Origin of the sequence: Corallococcus sp. BB11-1, assembly GCF_026626625.1 — a bacterium.
GTDB classification, from domain to species: Bacteria; Myxococcota; Myxococcia; order Myxococcales; family Myxococcaceae; genus Corallococcus; species Corallococcus soli.
Genome location: NZ_JAPNJY010000001.1, coordinates 328,556 through 343,651 on the forward strand (window position 1 = coordinate 328,556; position 15,096 = coordinate 343,651).

A 15,096-nucleotide genomic window follows, 5' to 3' on the forward strand; every position below is an offset into this window, starting at 1 on the left:
GCCCAGCACTGGAGCCCCTCTTGATGATGTGTCTTCCGCGCCGTCTGGGAATGCTGCTGCTCGCCTGCCCCGTACTGCTGATGGCCTGCTCCGACGACGCGAAGGGGCCAACGGATGCCGGCACGCCCCCGGTGGTGGCGTGGGATGGCACCTACACCCCGCTCGAAGACAAGGGCGACTGGCTTGACCGCGGCGTCCTGGCCCCCTGCGAGTACACCGCGCCCATCGGAACCCGGCTCGAGTGCGACAACCCGGCCCTCTTCGACGTGTCGCGATGCAATCAGGGCGCGCTCAGCAAGGTGGATGCGCAAGGCATCTACATGTTCGAGATGCGCCCGGAGTCAGGCGAGTACCCGTTCTTTGGAGGGTCCGGCATCGTGCTCCCGAGTGACGGCGGCCCGGGATTCATGAGTGACCAGCCCCTCACGCGGCAGCAGTTTGGCGACCAGGGCATCTTCTTCACGGGTGGCTACAGCACGAGCGGTGGCTCACGCATGCAGTTCGTGATGGCGGGCTGTGACGTGCCTGAGCCCAACCACTTCACCGGCTGCTTTGCGTTCTGCCGCGACGGCCTGATCCTGGACAAGGGGACCTTCGACGCGGACCGCATGATCTTTGGCCGCGGTGAGGCCGAGTCCGCCGGGGGCATCCACCTCGTCTCTGAATCCTTCGTCGGGCTTGGCTTTCCGGGGGATGTCTACGTCACGAAGAACCATGCCTACGTGGTGTCATTCCAGCCGCGAGGAATGCCTCCGGGTGGATTGACGGTCTTCGACGTCACCGACCGCGCCCACCCCGTGTTGAAGAAGGTCATCTCCCTGCCGGGCGATGGGTACTGGAACGCCGCGTGGGCGAAGGACGACGTCCTCTACATCGCCACGCGCGCTTCCGGCGTCATCCTCTATGACATCTCGAATCCGGGGGATCCGACCTACATCCGCAGCGTGCCCAACGGCGCGCCCCTGGACGTGCACACCCTGTTCGTGGACGGCAACCGGCTCTACGCCATGGCCATCTGGCCCAACAGTCAGACGCTCATCTTCGACATCACGTCGCCGCGGGACCCCGTCCTGCTCAACCGCGTCACCTTCTCGTCAGAGGAGTTCATCTCCACCTATCCGCACGACGCCTTCGCCTACGAGGGCCGCCTCTACATCAACCACACGGACATCGGCTTCCTGGTCACCGACCCGAGTGACCCCATGCAGGTCAAGGAGCTGGGGCGGTACTTCCACCACCGGCAATACAGCCACGCCAGCGCGGTGGGGACCTTCGCGGGCCGCACCATCGCGTTCGAAGGCAGTGAGCAGGATGGTGCGCACCTTCGCGTGCTGGATGTCACCGACCCGGCCCACATCCAGCTCATCGGTGAGCACCGGATGCGCGCCACCACGTCCATCCACAACATGATCCTGAAGGGCACCCGGCTGTACGTCTCCTGGTACCAGGAAGGCGTGCGGGTGTTCGACGTGGCCAACCCCACGCGCCCCAAGGAGGTTGCCTACTTCAACACCTACCAGGAGAACGACCCGCGCCGGACGGCCAGCGTCTTCGAGGGCGCCATTGGGATCCGCGTCCCGGGCGACGGGTATGTCTACGTGGTGGACACGTCGCGCGGGCTGCTCATCTTCAACGAGCCCTGAGTGCGAGATGGGAGGGAGGGGACCGCTCCTTCCTCCCCCTTCGCCGGGGTGTGCCGAGCGGCCGAGCGGGCTTGCTCCGGTCGCCTTTCCCGACGTCGAGGCCCGCTCTAGGCTCAAGGCGGAAGGTGGGACGCATGTCGAAGCCGCTGGAAGTCGTGAACGCCGTCCTGGACGCGGGCTTCGCGGGCCTGGGCCCGCTGTGCAGCGCGGCGGGGCTGGCGGACGAGTACTTGGGCGATGCGCGCTACGCGGACCACGAGGCGCGCATCAACGCGCTCATCCACTGGGAGACGGGGAAGCTGTTCACCACGGGCTTCCTGTCCGGGCTGGGTGGGCTGCTCACGCTGCCGGTGGCGCTGCCCGCGGGCCTGGGCGTGTCGTGGGCGGTGCAGGCGCGGCTGGTGGGCGCCATCGCGCGGATCCACGGGCACGACGTGGAGGAGGACCGCGTGCGGACGCTCACGCTGCTGGCCATCGTGGGCGACATCGGCAAGGAAGTGGTGAAGCAGGCCGGCATCGAGGTGGGCCACCAGTTGGGGATGCGCGCGCTGGAGGCGGTGCCGAAGCACGCGCTGAGCAGCATCAACCGCGCGGTGGGCTTCCGGCTGGTGAGCAAGGCGGGCCCGAGGGGCATCGTGAACCTGTCCAAGGTGGTGCCCCTGGCCGGCGGGCTGGTGGGCGGCGCGGTGGATGCGCTCGCGTGCCGCGCGGTGGGCGCCACGGCGCGGCGGCTGTTCTGCCCGGGGCCGCTGCCGTCCCCGGGCATGTCGCCTGGATGACCCGGGCGCGTACCTTGCGTTGACGGTGGGTCCTGGCGCTGGACTCATCCGGGCGCATGGGCCGCCTCCTCGTTCTGTTCGTCGCGCTGGGCCTCGTTTCGGCGGGCTGCAAACGCTCGTCGGAGGAGCAGGGGGCGGCGGGCCGCACGCGCATCGTCTTCAAGTTCCAGCCGCTGTGGGGAGACCCGGCGCCGTTCCGTGAGCTGCTGGCGGGGTATTCGCGCGCGAACCCGGACGTGGAGCTGGTGACGGAGGCGCTGCCGAATTCGTCGGACCTGGCGCACCAGTTCTTCCTCACGTCGTTGCAGGGCAAGGCGACGGACTTCGACGTGCTGGTGGCGGACGTCGTGTGGGTGCCGGAGTTCGCCCGGGCAGGGTGGGTGGCGGACCTGTCCGAGGACTTTCCCCCGGCGCGGCTTCGCGAGGAGTTCCTCCCCGGGCCGGTGGACTCCGTCGTGGTGGAGGGCCGCACGTACGCGGTGCCCTGGTACGTGGACGTGGGCGTCCTCTACTACCGCACGGACCTGGTGCCGCGCGCACCGCGCACCTACGAGGAGCTGCGGCGCTTCACCCGCGACGCGATGGCGAAGGCGCCGGGCATCCAGGGCTACGTGTGGCAGGGCCGGCAGTACGAGGGCCTGACGTGCAACGTGTACGAGGCCATCTGGGGCCATGGGGGCCAGTCCCTGGGGGAGGACGGGCGCGTGCTGCTGGAGACGGAGCCCGCTCGCGAGGCGCTGGCGTACCTGCACGGGTTGATCGCGGACGGGTTGTCTCCGCAAACGGTGACGGGGTTTGGTGAAGAGGAGGCGCGGCGCGTGTTCCAGGAGGGCCGCGCGGTGTTCATGCGCAACTGGCCCTATGCGTGGAGCGAGGCGCAGGCGGAGGGCTCTCCCATCCGGGGCAAGGTGGGCATCGCGCCGCTGCCGACGAAGGATGGCCAGCCGGGGTGGGGGACGCTGGGGGGATGGCAGCTCGCGGTGAACGCGCACGTTTCGCCCGCTCGCCGGAAGGCCGCGGCCCGGCTCATCGCGCACCTGACGTCTCCGGAGGCGAACCGGGTGCTGGCGCTGCACTACGCTCGCAACCCACCGAGGCTGGCGCTGTATGACGATCCGGAGCTGAGGCGGGCGGAGCCCTTCATCGCCAGCCTGAAGGAGGCGCTGGCGCGGGCGCGGCCCCGGCCGGTCACGCCGTACTACCTGCTCATCGCGGACGTGCTCCAGAGCGAGTTCTCCGCCGCCGTGTCCGGCATCCGCTCGCCGGAGGTGTCACTGACGCGCGCGCAGAAGCAGGTGGACCACCTGACCGGTGCAACGGTGGAGGACGCGCAGTGAGCGCTCCGGTGGTGCGTGGCGGCTCGCAGGCCCGGGAGCGGCGGCAGGCGTACCTGTTGGTGATGCCCGCCGTGCTGGTGCTGGCCGTGGTGGCGCTCTACCCGGTGCTGGCGGCCATCTGGTTGAGCCTGCACCGCTTCATCCTGGTGTTCGGAGAGCGGCGCTTCACGGGGCTCGCGAACTACGTCTACCTCGTCGGGGATGCGCGCTTCTGGTCGGCGCTGGGGAACACCGCGTACTTCACGGCGGTGGCGGTGACGGTGGAGCTGCTGCTCGCGGTGCCGCTGGCGCTGCTGCTCAACCGCGCGTTCCCGGGACGGGGGCTGCTGCGCGCGTCGGTGCTGGTGCCGTGGGCCATTCCCACGGTGGTGAGCGCCCGGCTGTGGGCGTGGATGTTCAACCCGGACTACGGGCTCATCAACCGCCTGCTGGGCGGCGCGGAGATCAACTGGCTGGGGGCGCCCGGGTACGCGCTGCACGCCGCCATCCTGGTGGACGTGTGGAAGACGACGCCCTTCGTGGCGCTGCTGGTGCTGGCGGGGTTGCAGGGCATTCCGGAGGACCTCTACAAGGCCGCGCGGGTGGACGGCGCTTCGACGTGGCGGCAGTTCCGCGCCATCACGCTGCCGCTGCTCAAGCCCGCGCTGCTCCTGGCGGTGCTGTTCCGGTCGCTGGATGCGTTCCGCGTGTTCGACGCCATCTATGTCCTGACGGAGGGCGGGCCGGCGAACACGACGGAGACGCTGAGCATCTACGCGTACAAGACGCTGATGCGCTCCGGTGACTTCGGCTACGGCAGCGCGCTGTCGGTGGCGACGTTCCTGTGCGTGGTGCTGCTGGCGGTGGTGTGGCTGAAGTGGTTGGGGCGTGAGGAGGGACGGCGATGAGGCGGCCGGGGCTGGGCACGGCGCTGGCCGTGGTGGCGTTCCTCACGTTCTTCCTGGGCCCGTTCCTGTGGCAGGTGCTGACGAGCCTGTGGCCGGACGGGGAGCTGACGCGGCCGTGGCCGTCGCACCTGACGGGCGCGAACTACCAGAGCGTGCTGTTCGGGCGGCCGTTCCTGTGGGCGGTGTTGAACTCGCTGGTGGTGGCGACGCTGACGACGCTGTTCTGCCTGACGGTGGGCGCGTCGGCGGCGTTCGCGCTGGCGAAGCTGGAGTTCCGGGGGCGGGGCCTGCTGCTGTCCGCGGCGCTGGGCGTGTCGATGTTCCCGCCCATCGCCACGGTGAGCCCGCTGTACCTCATCCTCAACGCGGTGGGCCTGCGGGACAGCCTGGTGGGGCTGGCGCTGCCGTATACGACGTTCGCGCTGCCGTTGACGCTGTGGGTGCTGACGTCGTTCTTCCGCCAGCTCCCGGACGAGCTGTACCGGGCGGCGCGGGTGGATGGGTGCACGCCGTTTGGCGCGTTCCGCCGGGTGCTGTTGCCATTGGCGGCGCCGGGGCTGGCGACGACGGCCATCCTGGTCTTCATCTTCGCGTGGAACGAGTTCCTCTACGCGCTGACGTTCCTGTCCACGCCGGAGAAGCGCACGGTGCCGGTGGCCATCAGCCTCTTCGCCAGTGAGTACAAGGAACCGTGGGGGGAGATCGCCGCCGCGTCCGTGGTGGCGACGCTGCCGCTGGTGGTGCTGACGGTGCTGTTCCAGCGGCGCATCGTGTCCGGCCTCACGGCCGGGGCGGTGAAGGAGTAGCGCGGGGCCGCGTGGGTCTGACTACCGCCCCGCGGCTTCGACTTCCGCCCACAGGCTCTTGCCTTCGAGCACCGCGTTGATGGGAGCCCGGCGCTCCGCCACGCGCAGCAGCACAGTAGCCAGCTGGTCCAGGTGCATGGGCTTGAGGTTGCCCAGCAGCGGCAGCTTCCCGAGCGTGTGCAGGAGGCCGGGTGGGCGGTGGTATTCGCCCTCCAGCGCGGGCGGGCGCACCATCGTGAACGCGATGCCGCTGTCGCGCACGATGCGCTCCGCCTCCGCCTTGGCCTTCAGGTACGCGCCCACCGGACGGCCCGCGCCCACCGACGTGAGCAGCACGATGTGGTCCACGCCCGCGACCTTCGCCGCGTCCACCAGTTGCTGCGTGGTGCCGATGTCGCTCGACTCGTAGGTGTCTCCCGCCGCGAAGCGCTTGCGCATCGTGCCGATGAGCTGGAGCACCGTGGTGCAGCCTCGCATCGCCTCCGCCAGCGCGGGCGCGTCCGCCAGCTCCAGCACCGCCTTCTTCGGCCAGGTGCTCGCGGGCTCCGTGCCCGTGCTCTTGGGACGGACGTGCGGGAGCACGTCCAGCCCGCGCGCCAGGGCCTGTCGCATCAGCGTGCGGCCGGTCGCGCCCGTGGCGCCCGCGATGAAGAGATGACGAGGGGAGTCGGTGCTCATGGTGGCGTCTCCCGGGCCTGACCGCTGGCCCGCGCTCCCTCTTGAGCACAGGGGCCCATGGCTTGCCCAGGGCTTCCCGCGCTCCCGCGCGAAACCGGACAGCACCCGGGCCTTCAGCGCGCGGCGCGCTCGGCGTGGACTTCGCGCGCCCGCTTCACGTCCTCCAGGAAGAAGGCCTCCAGCTCGCGCGCCGCCTTCACGTCCTCCAGCACCAGCGAGCCCTCTTCCAGCAGGTTGAAGGACAGCGCGTCGTAGTTGATGGACCCCACCAGCACCAGCCGGTCATCCACCAGCATCGTCTTGGCGTGCATCATCGACGGCTGGTATTCCCAGATGCGCACGCCCGCCTCCAGCAGCGTGTCGTAGGTCGCGCGCTGCAACAACGTGATGGCCGGCTGGTCGTTCTTGTCCCCGGGCGTCAGGACCCGCACGTCCACGCCCGCCCGCGCCCGCTCCACCAGCAGCCGCATGAGCGCGTCGTTGGGCGTGAAGTACGACTGGGAGATCCACAGCCGCTCCTTCGCCGCCTTCACCATCAACTGCGTCAGCCGCTCCGCGCGCGTCACCTCCGGGTTCGCCGTGCTGCTGACGAAGCCCGCCCAGCCCCCACCCGCTTCGTCCAGGCCGGGCTGGCCCTGCGACAGCGTGGGGAAGTCCGTGGCGGGCAGCAATTCGCCCGTGGACTCCTGCCAGTTCTCCGCGAAGGCCTGCTGGAGCTGCGCCACCACCGGGCCCTGGATGCGCGCGTTGGTGTCCCGCCACTCCTTCTCGTTGCGCGCCTCGCCCAGCCATTCGTCCTGGATGGCGAGCCCGCCGGTGACGGCCACCTTGCCGTCCACCACGAGGATCTTCCGGTGGTTGCGCGCCAGGTTCTCGTCCGCGGGCAGCGGGCGGAACATGTGCGCCTCACAGCCGGCCGCTTCCAGCTTCGGCTTCACCTCCTTCTCGAACGGGCCGCTGCCCATGGGGTCCACCAGCACGCGGCAGGTGACTCCCCTGGTGGCACGTTCGCTCAGGGCTTCAATCATCCGGTCGGAGGCTCGCCCCGGACGCCAGATGAACATCACGATGTTGATGGAGGCGCGGGCCCGACCGATTTCTTCCACCATCACGTCGAACACGGCGCCGTTGTTCGCCCACCGGATGCGGTTGCGCGGTTCCATCCGCACGCCCGTCGTCTGGTACAGCGCCGCCGCGAAGTCCGCACCGCGCGAACCCACCTGTCCCGTGAGATGGAATGGACGTGACGACTCCTCCGTGGTGCACGCGGACGGACATCCCGCGAGCATCAGCGCCCCCAACCCCGCCACCCATCGCCAGTCCTTGCCCACGTCGGTGCCCGCTGCCTCCTGGTCTTGAGGGGTAGGCACGCGCGAAGGCCGTGTCACCCGCGAGGACGAGGCGAGTGTTCTCTGGCGGCCTGGGTGGGTGTGCGCAGGGTGCGGCGAAGTAGGGACGGGCTGGAAGCGATGTCCCGTTCAGGGGCATGTCGATCTTCCGCGACATGGGCCGTCTTTTCGGGTGAACGCTCCGCATGTCGCGGGCCGGCGCACCCGCCGTCGCACGAAAGGTCCACCCCATGTCCCGCTACCTGATGCTGCTGCACGAGAACCCCGCCCACTTCGCCACCAAGTCGCCCGCGGAGCTCCAGGCCATCGTGGAGGAGTACATCCAGTGGAGCGACCGGCTGCGCGGCGAGGGCCGCCTGCTGCTGTCGGAGAAGCTGGTGGACGAGGGCGGCCGGCGCCTGAAGCAGCAGGGTGGCCAGCTGCTGGTGTCGGACGGGCCGTACGCGGAGGTGAAGGACGTGGTGGGCGGCCTCTTCATCCTGTCGGCGGAGTCGTACGACGACGCGGTGGCCCTGGCCCGGACCTGTCCCCACCTGCGCCACGGTGAAGTCGAGCTGCGCGCCATCGACGATGCCTGAGACGCCGCCGGCCTCCACCGACGTCCGCGCGGTGCTGGACCTGGCCTTCCGCCAGTGGTCCGCCGGCCTCGTCGCGGCGCTGGCCCGGCGCGTGGGCCTGGGGCGCCTGGACCTGGCCGAGGACGCGGTCCAGTTCGCCATGCTCCAGGCCGCCCGCACCTGGGGCTTCCATGGCGTTCCGGAGCAGCCGCGCGCGTGGCTGCTGCGCGTGGCGGCCAACCGGCTGACGGACCTCGTGCGCCTGCGTGCCCCCGAGGCCCCGGAGGCGCCGGAGGAGGACGGCGTGGAGCCGGACGCGGAGCCCACGCGCTACGCGGCCGAGCTTCCGGACGACGCGCTGCGGTTGCTCTTCGCGTGCTGTCACCCGGCGCTCTCGCGCGAGGTGCAGGTGACGCTCACGTTGAAGGTGGCGTGCGGCTTCTCCGTGCGCGAGGTCGCCGCCGCGCTGCTCGCCGACGAGCCCACGGTGGCGCAGCGGCTGGTGCGCGCGAAGCGCACGCTGCGCACCTGTCGCGCGACGCTGGAGGTGCCGCCCCCGGAGGCGCTGCCGGAGCGGCTGGGCGCGGTGCACCCCGCGCTCTACCTGCTCTTCAACGAAGGCTACGAAGCCTCCGAGGGCCACGACCTGTCCCGCGCGGAGCTGTGCGCGGAGGCGCTGCGGCTGGCGGAGGTGCTGCTCGCGCACCCGGGCACCGCGACGCCGGAGGGCCACGCCCTGGCCGCGCTGTTCTGCTTCCGCGCCGCGCGACTGCCGGGCCGCGTGGATGCGCGGGGCGCGTTCGTGCCGCAGGCGGCGCGGGAGGGGACGGAGGCGTCGCCCGTGCTGCGCGCCCGGGGGCTGGGGCACCTGCATGCGTCCATGGGGCCGGTGCTGACGCCGCTGCACCTGGAGGCGGAGATCGCCCTGCTGCATGCGAACAACGCAGTGCCGGGGCCGGAGGACAGCGCGCGGTTGCTGGCGTTGTACGACGCGCTGCTCTCGCTCCAGCCCTCGCCCATCGTGGCGCTGGGGCGCGTGGTGGCGCTGGGGCGCGTGCGGGGACCGGCCGCGGCGTTGGAGGCGCTGGGGCCGCTGCGCGCGATGGGGGTGCTCCAGCGCTACCCGTACCGCTTCGCCGTGGAGGGCATGTTGCTGGAGCAGGCGGGGGAGCGGGGCAGGGCGGCGGACTGCTTCCGGCAGGCCGCCGCGCTGGCGAGGACACCGCCGCAGCGTGAGTACCTGCTGGGCCGTGCTCGTGCCCTGGGGTGAGGTGTTAGCGTCAGGCTCCAGCGCGAGAAGCGGGAGCGGCGGACATGGCGTTGAGCACCTCGGCGGTCTTCAAGGCAGCACTGGACGCGAACGTGCCCGGCATGACGGTGGTGCGCGCGCACGGCGGCGACTTCGTCCGGCCGTTCTGCACCGCGCTCGACGCCTACCACGGGGACTGGAGTGGCTTGTTCGCCAAGGCCACCTACTACTTCCGGAGCGCGCAGCCCTGGGCCCACGCGAAGCTGAAGGCGCTCGATGACGCCGAGCACCTCCTGTACGCGCTGTTCGACCAGGAGCGGGCACGGCTCGTGGCCGCGCAGGCCGCGCGGATGTTGTTGATGCGGATGCTGGTGGAGATCCAGCAGGCGCACATCGACCTGGTGGACTACCTCCACACGAACAACCTCAAGCTCTACACCCCGGACCGTGGGCTCCTGGGAGATGCGGCGCTCCGACAACTGGACGCGGACTGGGATGCGCTGCGCAACGGAACGGGCGCGGTGAAGCTTCCCTCGGGGGCGCCCTACGAGCGCGGCAACCGGGAAGTGCGCGCCATCCACGCCCGACTGCTCTCGCGTGCGCATGGGCGGAGCCTGATGCGGTGGATCCTGGACGTCACCGAGGCAAGCCCGGAGTGGCCGGTGACGCTCGCGCTGACCCCTGCCTTCACGCCCTCGGCCACCTTCCGGCAGAAGGTGGTGCTCAACAAGGCGCGGCTGGACACGATGTCGGGGCAGATTGAACCCCTGACGCGGCAGTTCGATGAGCTGTCGGGGATCGTGTCCAAGATGGAGACGGACGCGCGACGTGGGACCGAACCGTGGGCCGTGCTCCGGGAGCGCCTGCGGGCGGAGTCGAGGGAGTACGTGGAGGCCTACGAAGCCTGCGAGGAGGTCGGCAGTCGGCTCGACTTCATCAAGTCGGAGCTCCCCAGGTACGAGGAGGACGGCCACGGCGAGGACTACATGCTGAGCGAACCCGCGCCGGGGCTCGCGGGCAAGGGCACCGGACGGAGCTCTGTGCTCCGCCTGCGCACCGGCTTGCGCGACAGCACGCAGCGCAACTTCTCAAGTGATGGCCACACCATCCCCGCGCCCGCCTTCATCGTGTACGGGCACGAGCTCATCCACGTCCTCCAGAACCGCTATCCGCAGATGATGGTGCTCCACATCCAGCCCTATGCGCATGGGCACGGGAAGCACGGCTACAGCAACACCACCGAACACGAGACCATCCGCTCCCTGCGCAAGCTCCGGACGGACGCGCACCTGCCCTTCTACGAGAACCAGCTCCGCGCCGAGCACCGGCTCACCGCGCGCAAGCACCACACCGGCACCAGCGCGTTCGACCTGCACGAGACCGACTGAGCGTCACCCGCCGCGAGCCTCGTGAGTGCGCGATGGGAGTTCAGCGCCGCGCGCAGTCACATGGATGCTGTCGCTGAGCGCGGAAGTCTTCTCCTGGGGCCGCGTGGGGTGCGGCTCTTGGCGTGGGCCCTGGCGGTGGCGGTGGGCCTGGGACAGCCCGGGCGGCGGAAGCGCGCTGGCGAGTCCTCGCGGGAAGCTCTACGTGATGGGCACCGGCGGCACGTTGCTCTTCCCTGAAGAGGACGGGACGCTGCGACCGGGAACCTTCGTTTCGGATGGCCTGGGGGTAGACAGTGCGCGTTGAGGCCCTGGTGTTGTTGTGCATGGCGATGGCCGTCTCCGGCTGCGCGGCGTTGCCATCCACGCCTGTCCAGGGGCGGAGCCATGCGCTCCGCGATGCATCTGATCCTCCTGTCGCGCCAGCGCTGGGGGAGGAGGCGCCACGCGAGCCAGCCTCCCAGCCACGGTTCGTCACAGGCTCCGAGGCAGGACGGCTGCGCCGTCACAAAGGCGTCCGTGAGGTGGGAGCGGGCGCGAGTCCCGTTCGCACGACCGGGGTTCCTCGCGGTGGCACCAGCCCCGGCACTCAGGCGGATGCCTGGGAGAGGTTGCTGACGGATGCGGGGCTGGAGGAACGGGATGCGCGGCCCCTGCCAGGGAGCGCCCTTTCGCCCACGCAGGCGACGCGGCTCCTGTCGGTGTTGCTGGGCAAGCCGGTGACGCTTGGCACCTTCCCCGCGCGCATGGCCGTGGGCCACCTGCTGCGCGAAGTGCTGGAGGAAGGCGAGGTGCCCCGGGACACGCTGCTGCGCCGGGTGGAGCGCTTCCACCGGGTGGCGGTGCTGCGGCCGGATGGCCACCTGGCCTGGGTGTGGACCGGGCGCACGCAGCAGAAGGCCGGCACCCTGAAATGGAAGGACGGCACGTTCCGGGCGGGCCCGTTCGAGCTGGGCCGGTTCTACGTGAGCAACGGCTTCGTCATCGAGCTGGCGGATGCGCAATTGGCGCCCGTGCACGGACCGGTGTTCGTCGAGGTGTACGACGACGCGGACTTCATCAGCCGGACCCTGGACGGAGCCGCGGCGGCGTTCGTGAAGCTGGCGCTCGCGCTGGGCCAGTTCCTCACCTCTCCTCGGGACAGCATCGCCGCGTTGAAGGACCTGCCCGCGGGAGTGGTCGCGCTCATCGCGTCATCGCCCGAATACTTCGAGCGCTTCCGTTACATGACGCGCGGCGAGCAGGTGCAGGCCGTGGCGGAGCTGACGACGAGCCTCCTCGTGACGAAGGGCACCGCGACCTCCGCGACGCGCACGGTGACAGGCGCGCTGGCGGGTGCGGAGGCCGCGGTGCCGGTGCTGTCGCTGTCCGCGCAGGGAGCACTCACGCTTGAACGCGTCGCTGTTCCCGTGGGGCGGGCTGCATCGGCGCTGAGCGGCGGGCCCGGGGCGGCCATCCTGCTCCAGCGGGCCAGCATGGCCACTCCACCGGCCGGGCCCGGACAGTGGGGGCCTGCCCGGGAATCCATGTCGGAGCGCGCCCGGCGCTATCAGGAGCAGATCTCGGGGCACTCCGCCGATGAGGCGTATTGGATGGGGGGCGTGGGCAAGGACAGCGGTGGGTTGAAGTTCGACGGTTTCGCGGACGGTGTGCTACTGGAGGCGAAGGGGCCGGGTTACGCGAACAAGTTCCTCGACAACCTCTCGCCCAGGGTCTGGTTCCAGAAGTCGGGCGCGAAGGCCCTCGTCGAGAAAGCACAGCGGCAACTGGCGAGAGCGCCCCCGGATGTGCCCATCCGGTGGCATGTCGCCGAGCTGAAGACGACCGAGGCCATCAGGGAGTTGTTCAGGCTCAATGGCGTCGAGGGGATTGATGTTGTCTTCACCCCTCCCATCCCGTGAGCAGGGCGCAATCATGAATGAGACCTACCATGTCGGAAGCTATTGGGGCCCCAGGAAGGAAACGCCGGAAGCGTGCGCCCTTCGACTGGGAGCTTTTCTCACGGGCTTGCGCGATGTCGACCCCTCATTCACCCAATGGTTTCAGACGGGGAGGTCGCGCAAGGCCGCGCTGACACGTCCCATCGGGCTGGAGCCGGCGGAGCTTGAAAGGCTGGTTCGCCGTGGCAAGGACCGTGTCGTGGAGGAGATTGGTTTTCGAGTGGATGGCTGGAATGGTGTGGAGGATGACCATGATGCAAGCGGCTTCCTTGTGACCTGTGGCAGTCATGCGCCAAGGGTGAGCAATGCCTGTGCAGTCACGCTTCCGAGCAGAGGGCCCAATGCGAACCGGGTAGTGACTGCTCAGGTGCTGGCCGGGCTGTTGCGTGCTGCTGCTGTCGCGTGGGAGCCAGCTTGGGGCATTGCTACGTCACAGGCTCATCGAAAGTTGCTGGACGAGCGTGGCGTCAGGGGCGCCCCGCGCGTTGGATGGGTGACGTACCTTGAGGTGCATCGAGGTGTGGTGCCTCCGCTTCCTGCTCCTGTTCGCATCGAGAATGTCGAGGGGCGGGGAGCACTGATCACCTTGACCCCCGAACGCTTTACAGTCGCGAACCCTGAGCACATGGCTTTGGCCGAGCGGGTAGGAGAGCTGCTGGCCGGAGCGGGACTCATGCAGCCCGTTTCGCCCTGACGGTCAGGCAGATCCGCGCCCCTTGTCCGGAGGGGGCTCAAATTTCACGGCCCAGTTCCACCGACGAGCCCACGTGTGGACTTTCTGCGTGATGCGTACAGGCGGTACGCTGTTGTTCTCTGAAGAGGACGGGACGCAGCGACCGGGCGCCTTCGCTTCGGTGGACCAGGGGCGGCCGTGCGCGTTGAGGCCTTGTTATTGTGCATGGCGATGGCCGTCACCGGCTGCGCGGGGCTGACTCCTGCGTCCAACCAGGGGCGGAGCCTGAGCTACACGCCTCGCGAGGCCAGCAGCCCTGCTTCAGCGCCACCGAGTGATGCCTCCCTCCAGGTGTCCGCCGCCCCGCCACGGTTTGTCACGGACCCCGTGGCGCCGGCACGGATGCATCGTCGTGGAGGGATGAAGGGCGCGAGTCCCGTTCGCACGAAATGGGGGCCTCGCGGTGACTCGAACTCCGGCATTCAGGCGGATGCCTGGGAGAAGTTGCTGACGGATGCGGGGCTGGAGGAACGGGATGCGCGGCCCCTGCCAGGGAGCGCCCTTTCGCCCACGCAGGCGACGCGGCTCCTGTCGGTGTTGCTGGGCAAGCCGGTGACGCTCGGCACCTTCCCCGCGCGCATGGCCGTGGGCCACCTGCTGCGCGAAGTGCTGGAGGAAGGCGAGGTGTCCCGGGACACGCTGCTGCGCCGGGTGGACCGCTTCCGCCGGGTGGCGGTGCTGCGGCCGGATGGCCACCTGGCCTGGGTGTGGACCGGGCGCACGCAGCAGAAGGCCGGCACCCTGAAATGGAAGGACGGCACGTTCCGGGCGGGCCCATTCGAGCTGGGTCGCTTCTACGTGAGCAACGGCTTCGTCATCGAGCTGGCGGATGCGCAATTGGCGCCCGTGCACGGACCGGTGTTCGTCGAGGTGTACGACGACGCGGACTTCATCAGCCGGGCCCTGGACGGAGCCGAGGCGGCGTTCGTGAAGCTGGCGCTCGCGCTGGGCCAGTTCCTCATCTCTCCTCGGGACAGCATCGCCGCGTTGAAGGACCTGCCCGCGGGAGTGGTCGCGCTCATCGCGTCATCGCCCGAATACTTCGAGCGCTTCCGTTACATGACGCGCGGCGAGCAGGTGCAGGCCGTGGCGGAGCTGACGACGAGCCTCCTCGTGACGAAGGGCACCGCGACCTCCGCGACGCGCACGGTGACAGGCGCGCTGGCGGGTGCGGAGGCCGCGGTGCCGGTGCTGTCGCTGTCCGCGCAAGGAGCACTCACGCTTGAACGCGTCGCTGTTCCCGTGGGGCGGGCTGCATCGGCGCTGAGCGGCGGGCCCGGGGCGGCCATCCTGCTCCAGCGGGCCAACACGGCCACTCCGCCGGCCGGGCCCGGACAGTGGGGGCCTGCCCGGGAGTCCATGTCGGAGCGCGCCCGGCGCTATCAGGAGCAGAGCTCGGGGCACTCCGCCGACGAAGCCTATTGGGTCGGCGGCACGAGCACGAAGGCTGGGGGGATCAAGTTCGATGGGTTCAGGGACGACGTGCTACTGGAGGCGAAGGGGCCCGGCTACGCGGAGTTCTTCGAGGGACTGAGGCCCAAGGAATGGTTCCGCCACTCGGGGGCTGTGGACCTCGTTGAACAAGCTCGGCGGCAGACCCAGAAGGTCATGGGGACAGGTATACGGATTGAGTGGCATGTGGCCGAAGCGAGTGCAGTGAATCCAATCCGCCGGCTTTTGGATGGAGCGGACATTGGAGGCATCAAGGTCGTCCACACCCCGGCACATTGAGAGGAGGCCATCGTGGCTGAGC

Annotated in this window: 13 protein-coding genes; 11 read left to right on the plus strand and 2 right to left on the minus strand. The window is 69.7% G+C overall.

Annotated elements, in window-relative coordinates; genetic code table 11:
- The first annotated feature begins 23 nt into the window (after window positions 1-23).
- The 5 genes from OV207_RS01450 to OV207_RS01470 all read left to right on the plus strand — a co-directional run bounded on the left by OV207_RS01450 (window position 24) and on the right by OV207_RS01470 (window position 5,452).
- On the plus strand, window positions 24-1,643 hold the full coding sequence (locus OV207_RS01450) for an LVIVD repeat-containing protein (RefSeq protein WP_267551926.1): 1,620 nt from the start codon (window positions 24-26) through the stop codon (window positions 1,641-1,643).
- Between the two features lie 134 nt (window positions 1,644-1,777).
- Entirely contained in the window at window positions 1,778-2,422 is a 645-nt protein-coding gene (locus OV207_RS01455; RefSeq protein WP_267551928.1) for an EcsC family protein, read from the plus strand.
- Window positions 2,423-2,478: 56 nt separating this feature from the next.
- On the plus strand, window positions 2,479-3,759 hold the full coding sequence (locus OV207_RS01460; protein ID WP_267551930.1) for an ABC transporter substrate-binding protein: 1,281 nt from the start codon (window positions 2,479-2,481) through the stop codon (window positions 3,757-3,759).
- Window positions 3,760-3,821: 62 nt separating this feature from the next.
- Window positions 3,822-4,646 (plus strand): carbohydrate ABC transporter permease, encoded by an 825-nt coding sequence (locus OV207_RS01465; RefSeq protein WP_227026789.1) that lies wholly within the window; start codon window positions 3,822-3,824, stop codon window positions 4,644-4,646.
- Entirely contained in the window at window positions 4,643-5,452 is an 810-nt protein-coding gene (locus tag OV207_RS01470) for a carbohydrate ABC transporter permease (protein ID WP_267551931.1), read from the plus strand. The genes OV207_RS01465 and OV207_RS01470 overlap by 4 nt, the downstream gene beginning before the upstream one ends.
- A 21-nt stretch (window positions 5,453-5,473) precedes the next feature.
- On the opposite strand, the gene OV207_RS01475 is transcribed toward OV207_RS01470, so the two are convergent.
- Together OV207_RS01475 and OV207_RS01480 are read right to left on the minus strand one after the other, a co-directional pair.
- Entirely contained in the window at window positions 5,474-6,130 is a 657-nt protein-coding gene (locus OV207_RS01475) for an NAD(P)H-binding protein (protein WP_267551933.1), read from the minus strand.
- A gap of 113 nt (window positions 6,131-6,243) precedes the next feature.
- Window positions 6,244-7,500, minus strand: a complete 1,257-nt coding sequence (locus OV207_RS01480) for a phospholipase D-like domain-containing protein (protein ID WP_267551934.1) — start codon at window positions 7,498-7,500, stop codon at window positions 6,244-6,246.
- 209 nt (window positions 7,501-7,709) lie between these two features.
- Here OV207_RS01480 and OV207_RS01485 point away from each other — a divergent pair, with 209 nt between their 5' ends.
- The 6 genes from OV207_RS01485 to OV207_RS01515 all read left to right on the plus strand — a co-directional run bounded on the left by OV207_RS01485 (window position 7,710) and on the right by OV207_RS01515 (window position 15,074).
- Window positions 7,710-8,057, plus strand: coding sequence for a YciI family protein (locus tag OV207_RS01485; protein ID WP_193346017.1), 348 nt, complete (start codon window positions 7,710-7,712; stop codon window positions 8,055-8,057).
- Window positions 8,050-9,306: an RNA polymerase sigma factor gene (locus tag OV207_RS01490; RefSeq protein ID WP_267551937.1), complete on the plus strand. Its 1,257-nt coding sequence runs from the start codon at window positions 8,050-8,052 to the stop codon at window positions 9,304-9,306. Before OV207_RS01485 ends, OV207_RS01490 begins: the two co-directional genes overlap by 8 nt.
- Before the next feature lie 44 nt (window positions 9,307-9,350).
- Window positions 9,351-10,673: a hypothetical protein gene (locus OV207_RS01495; protein WP_267551940.1), complete on the plus strand. Its 1,323-nt coding sequence runs from the start codon at window positions 9,351-9,353 to the stop codon at window positions 10,671-10,673.
- A gap of 608 nt (window positions 10,674-11,281) precedes the next feature.
- Complete coding sequence (locus OV207_RS37615) at window positions 11,282-12,571, plus strand: Tox-REase-5 domain-containing protein (protein ID WP_324291485.1); 1,290 nt, start codon at window positions 11,282-11,284, stop codon at window positions 12,569-12,571.
- Window positions 12,572-12,584: 13 nt separating this feature from the next.
- Window positions 12,585-13,304 (plus strand): immunity 52 family protein, encoded by a 720-nt coding sequence (locus tag OV207_RS01510; protein WP_267551942.1) that lies wholly within the window; start codon window positions 12,585-12,587, stop codon window positions 13,302-13,304.
- Between the two features lie 399 nt (window positions 13,305-13,703).
- Window positions 13,704-15,074, plus strand: a complete 1,371-nt coding sequence (locus OV207_RS01515) for a Tox-REase-5 domain-containing protein (protein ID WP_267551944.1) — start codon at window positions 13,704-13,706, stop codon at window positions 15,072-15,074.
- Window positions 15,075-15,096 lie beyond the last annotated feature (22 nt).

Bases quoted from the DNA above. Each gene is read 5' to 3' on its own strand.
- OV207_RS01450 (WP_267551926.1), top strand. From the start codon at position 24: ATGATGTGTCTTCCGCGCCGTCTGGGAATGCTGCTGCTCGCCTGCCCC.
- OV207_RS01455 (WP_267551928.1), top strand. From the start codon at position 1,778: ATGTCGAAGCCGCTGGAAGTCGTGAACGCCGTCCTGGACGCGGGCTTC.
- OV207_RS01460 (WP_267551930.1), top strand. From the start codon at position 2,479: ATGGGCCGCCTCCTCGTTCTGTTCGTCGCGCTGGGCCTCGTTTCGGCG.
- OV207_RS01465 (WP_227026789.1), top strand. From the start codon at position 3,822: ATGCCCGCCGTGCTGGTGCTGGCCGTGGTGGCGCTCTACCCGGTGCTG.
- OV207_RS01470 (WP_267551931.1), top strand. From the start codon at position 4,643: ATGAGGCGGCCGGGGCTGGGCACGGCGCTGGCCGTGGTGGCGTTCCTC.
- OV207_RS01475 (WP_267551933.1), bottom strand. From the start codon at position 6,130: ATGAGCACCGACTCCCCTCGTCATCTCTTCATCGCGGGCGCCACGGGC.
- OV207_RS01485 (WP_193346017.1), top strand. From the start codon at position 7,710: ATGTCCCGCTACCTGATGCTGCTGCACGAGAACCCCGCCCACTTCGCC.
- OV207_RS01490 (WP_267551937.1), top strand. From the start codon at position 8,050: ATGCCTGAGACGCCGCCGGCCTCCACCGACGTCCGCGCGGTGCTGGAC.
- OV207_RS01495 (WP_267551940.1), top strand. From the start codon at position 9,351: ATGGCGTTGAGCACCTCGGCGGTCTTCAAGGCAGCACTGGACGCGAAC.
- OV207_RS01510 (WP_267551942.1), top strand. From the start codon at position 12,585: ATGAATGAGACCTACCATGTCGGAAGCTATTGGGGCCCCAGGAAGGAA.
- OV207_RS01515 (WP_267551944.1), top strand. From the start codon at position 13,704: ATGAAGGGCGCGAGTCCCGTTCGCACGAAATGGGGGCCTCGCGGTGAC.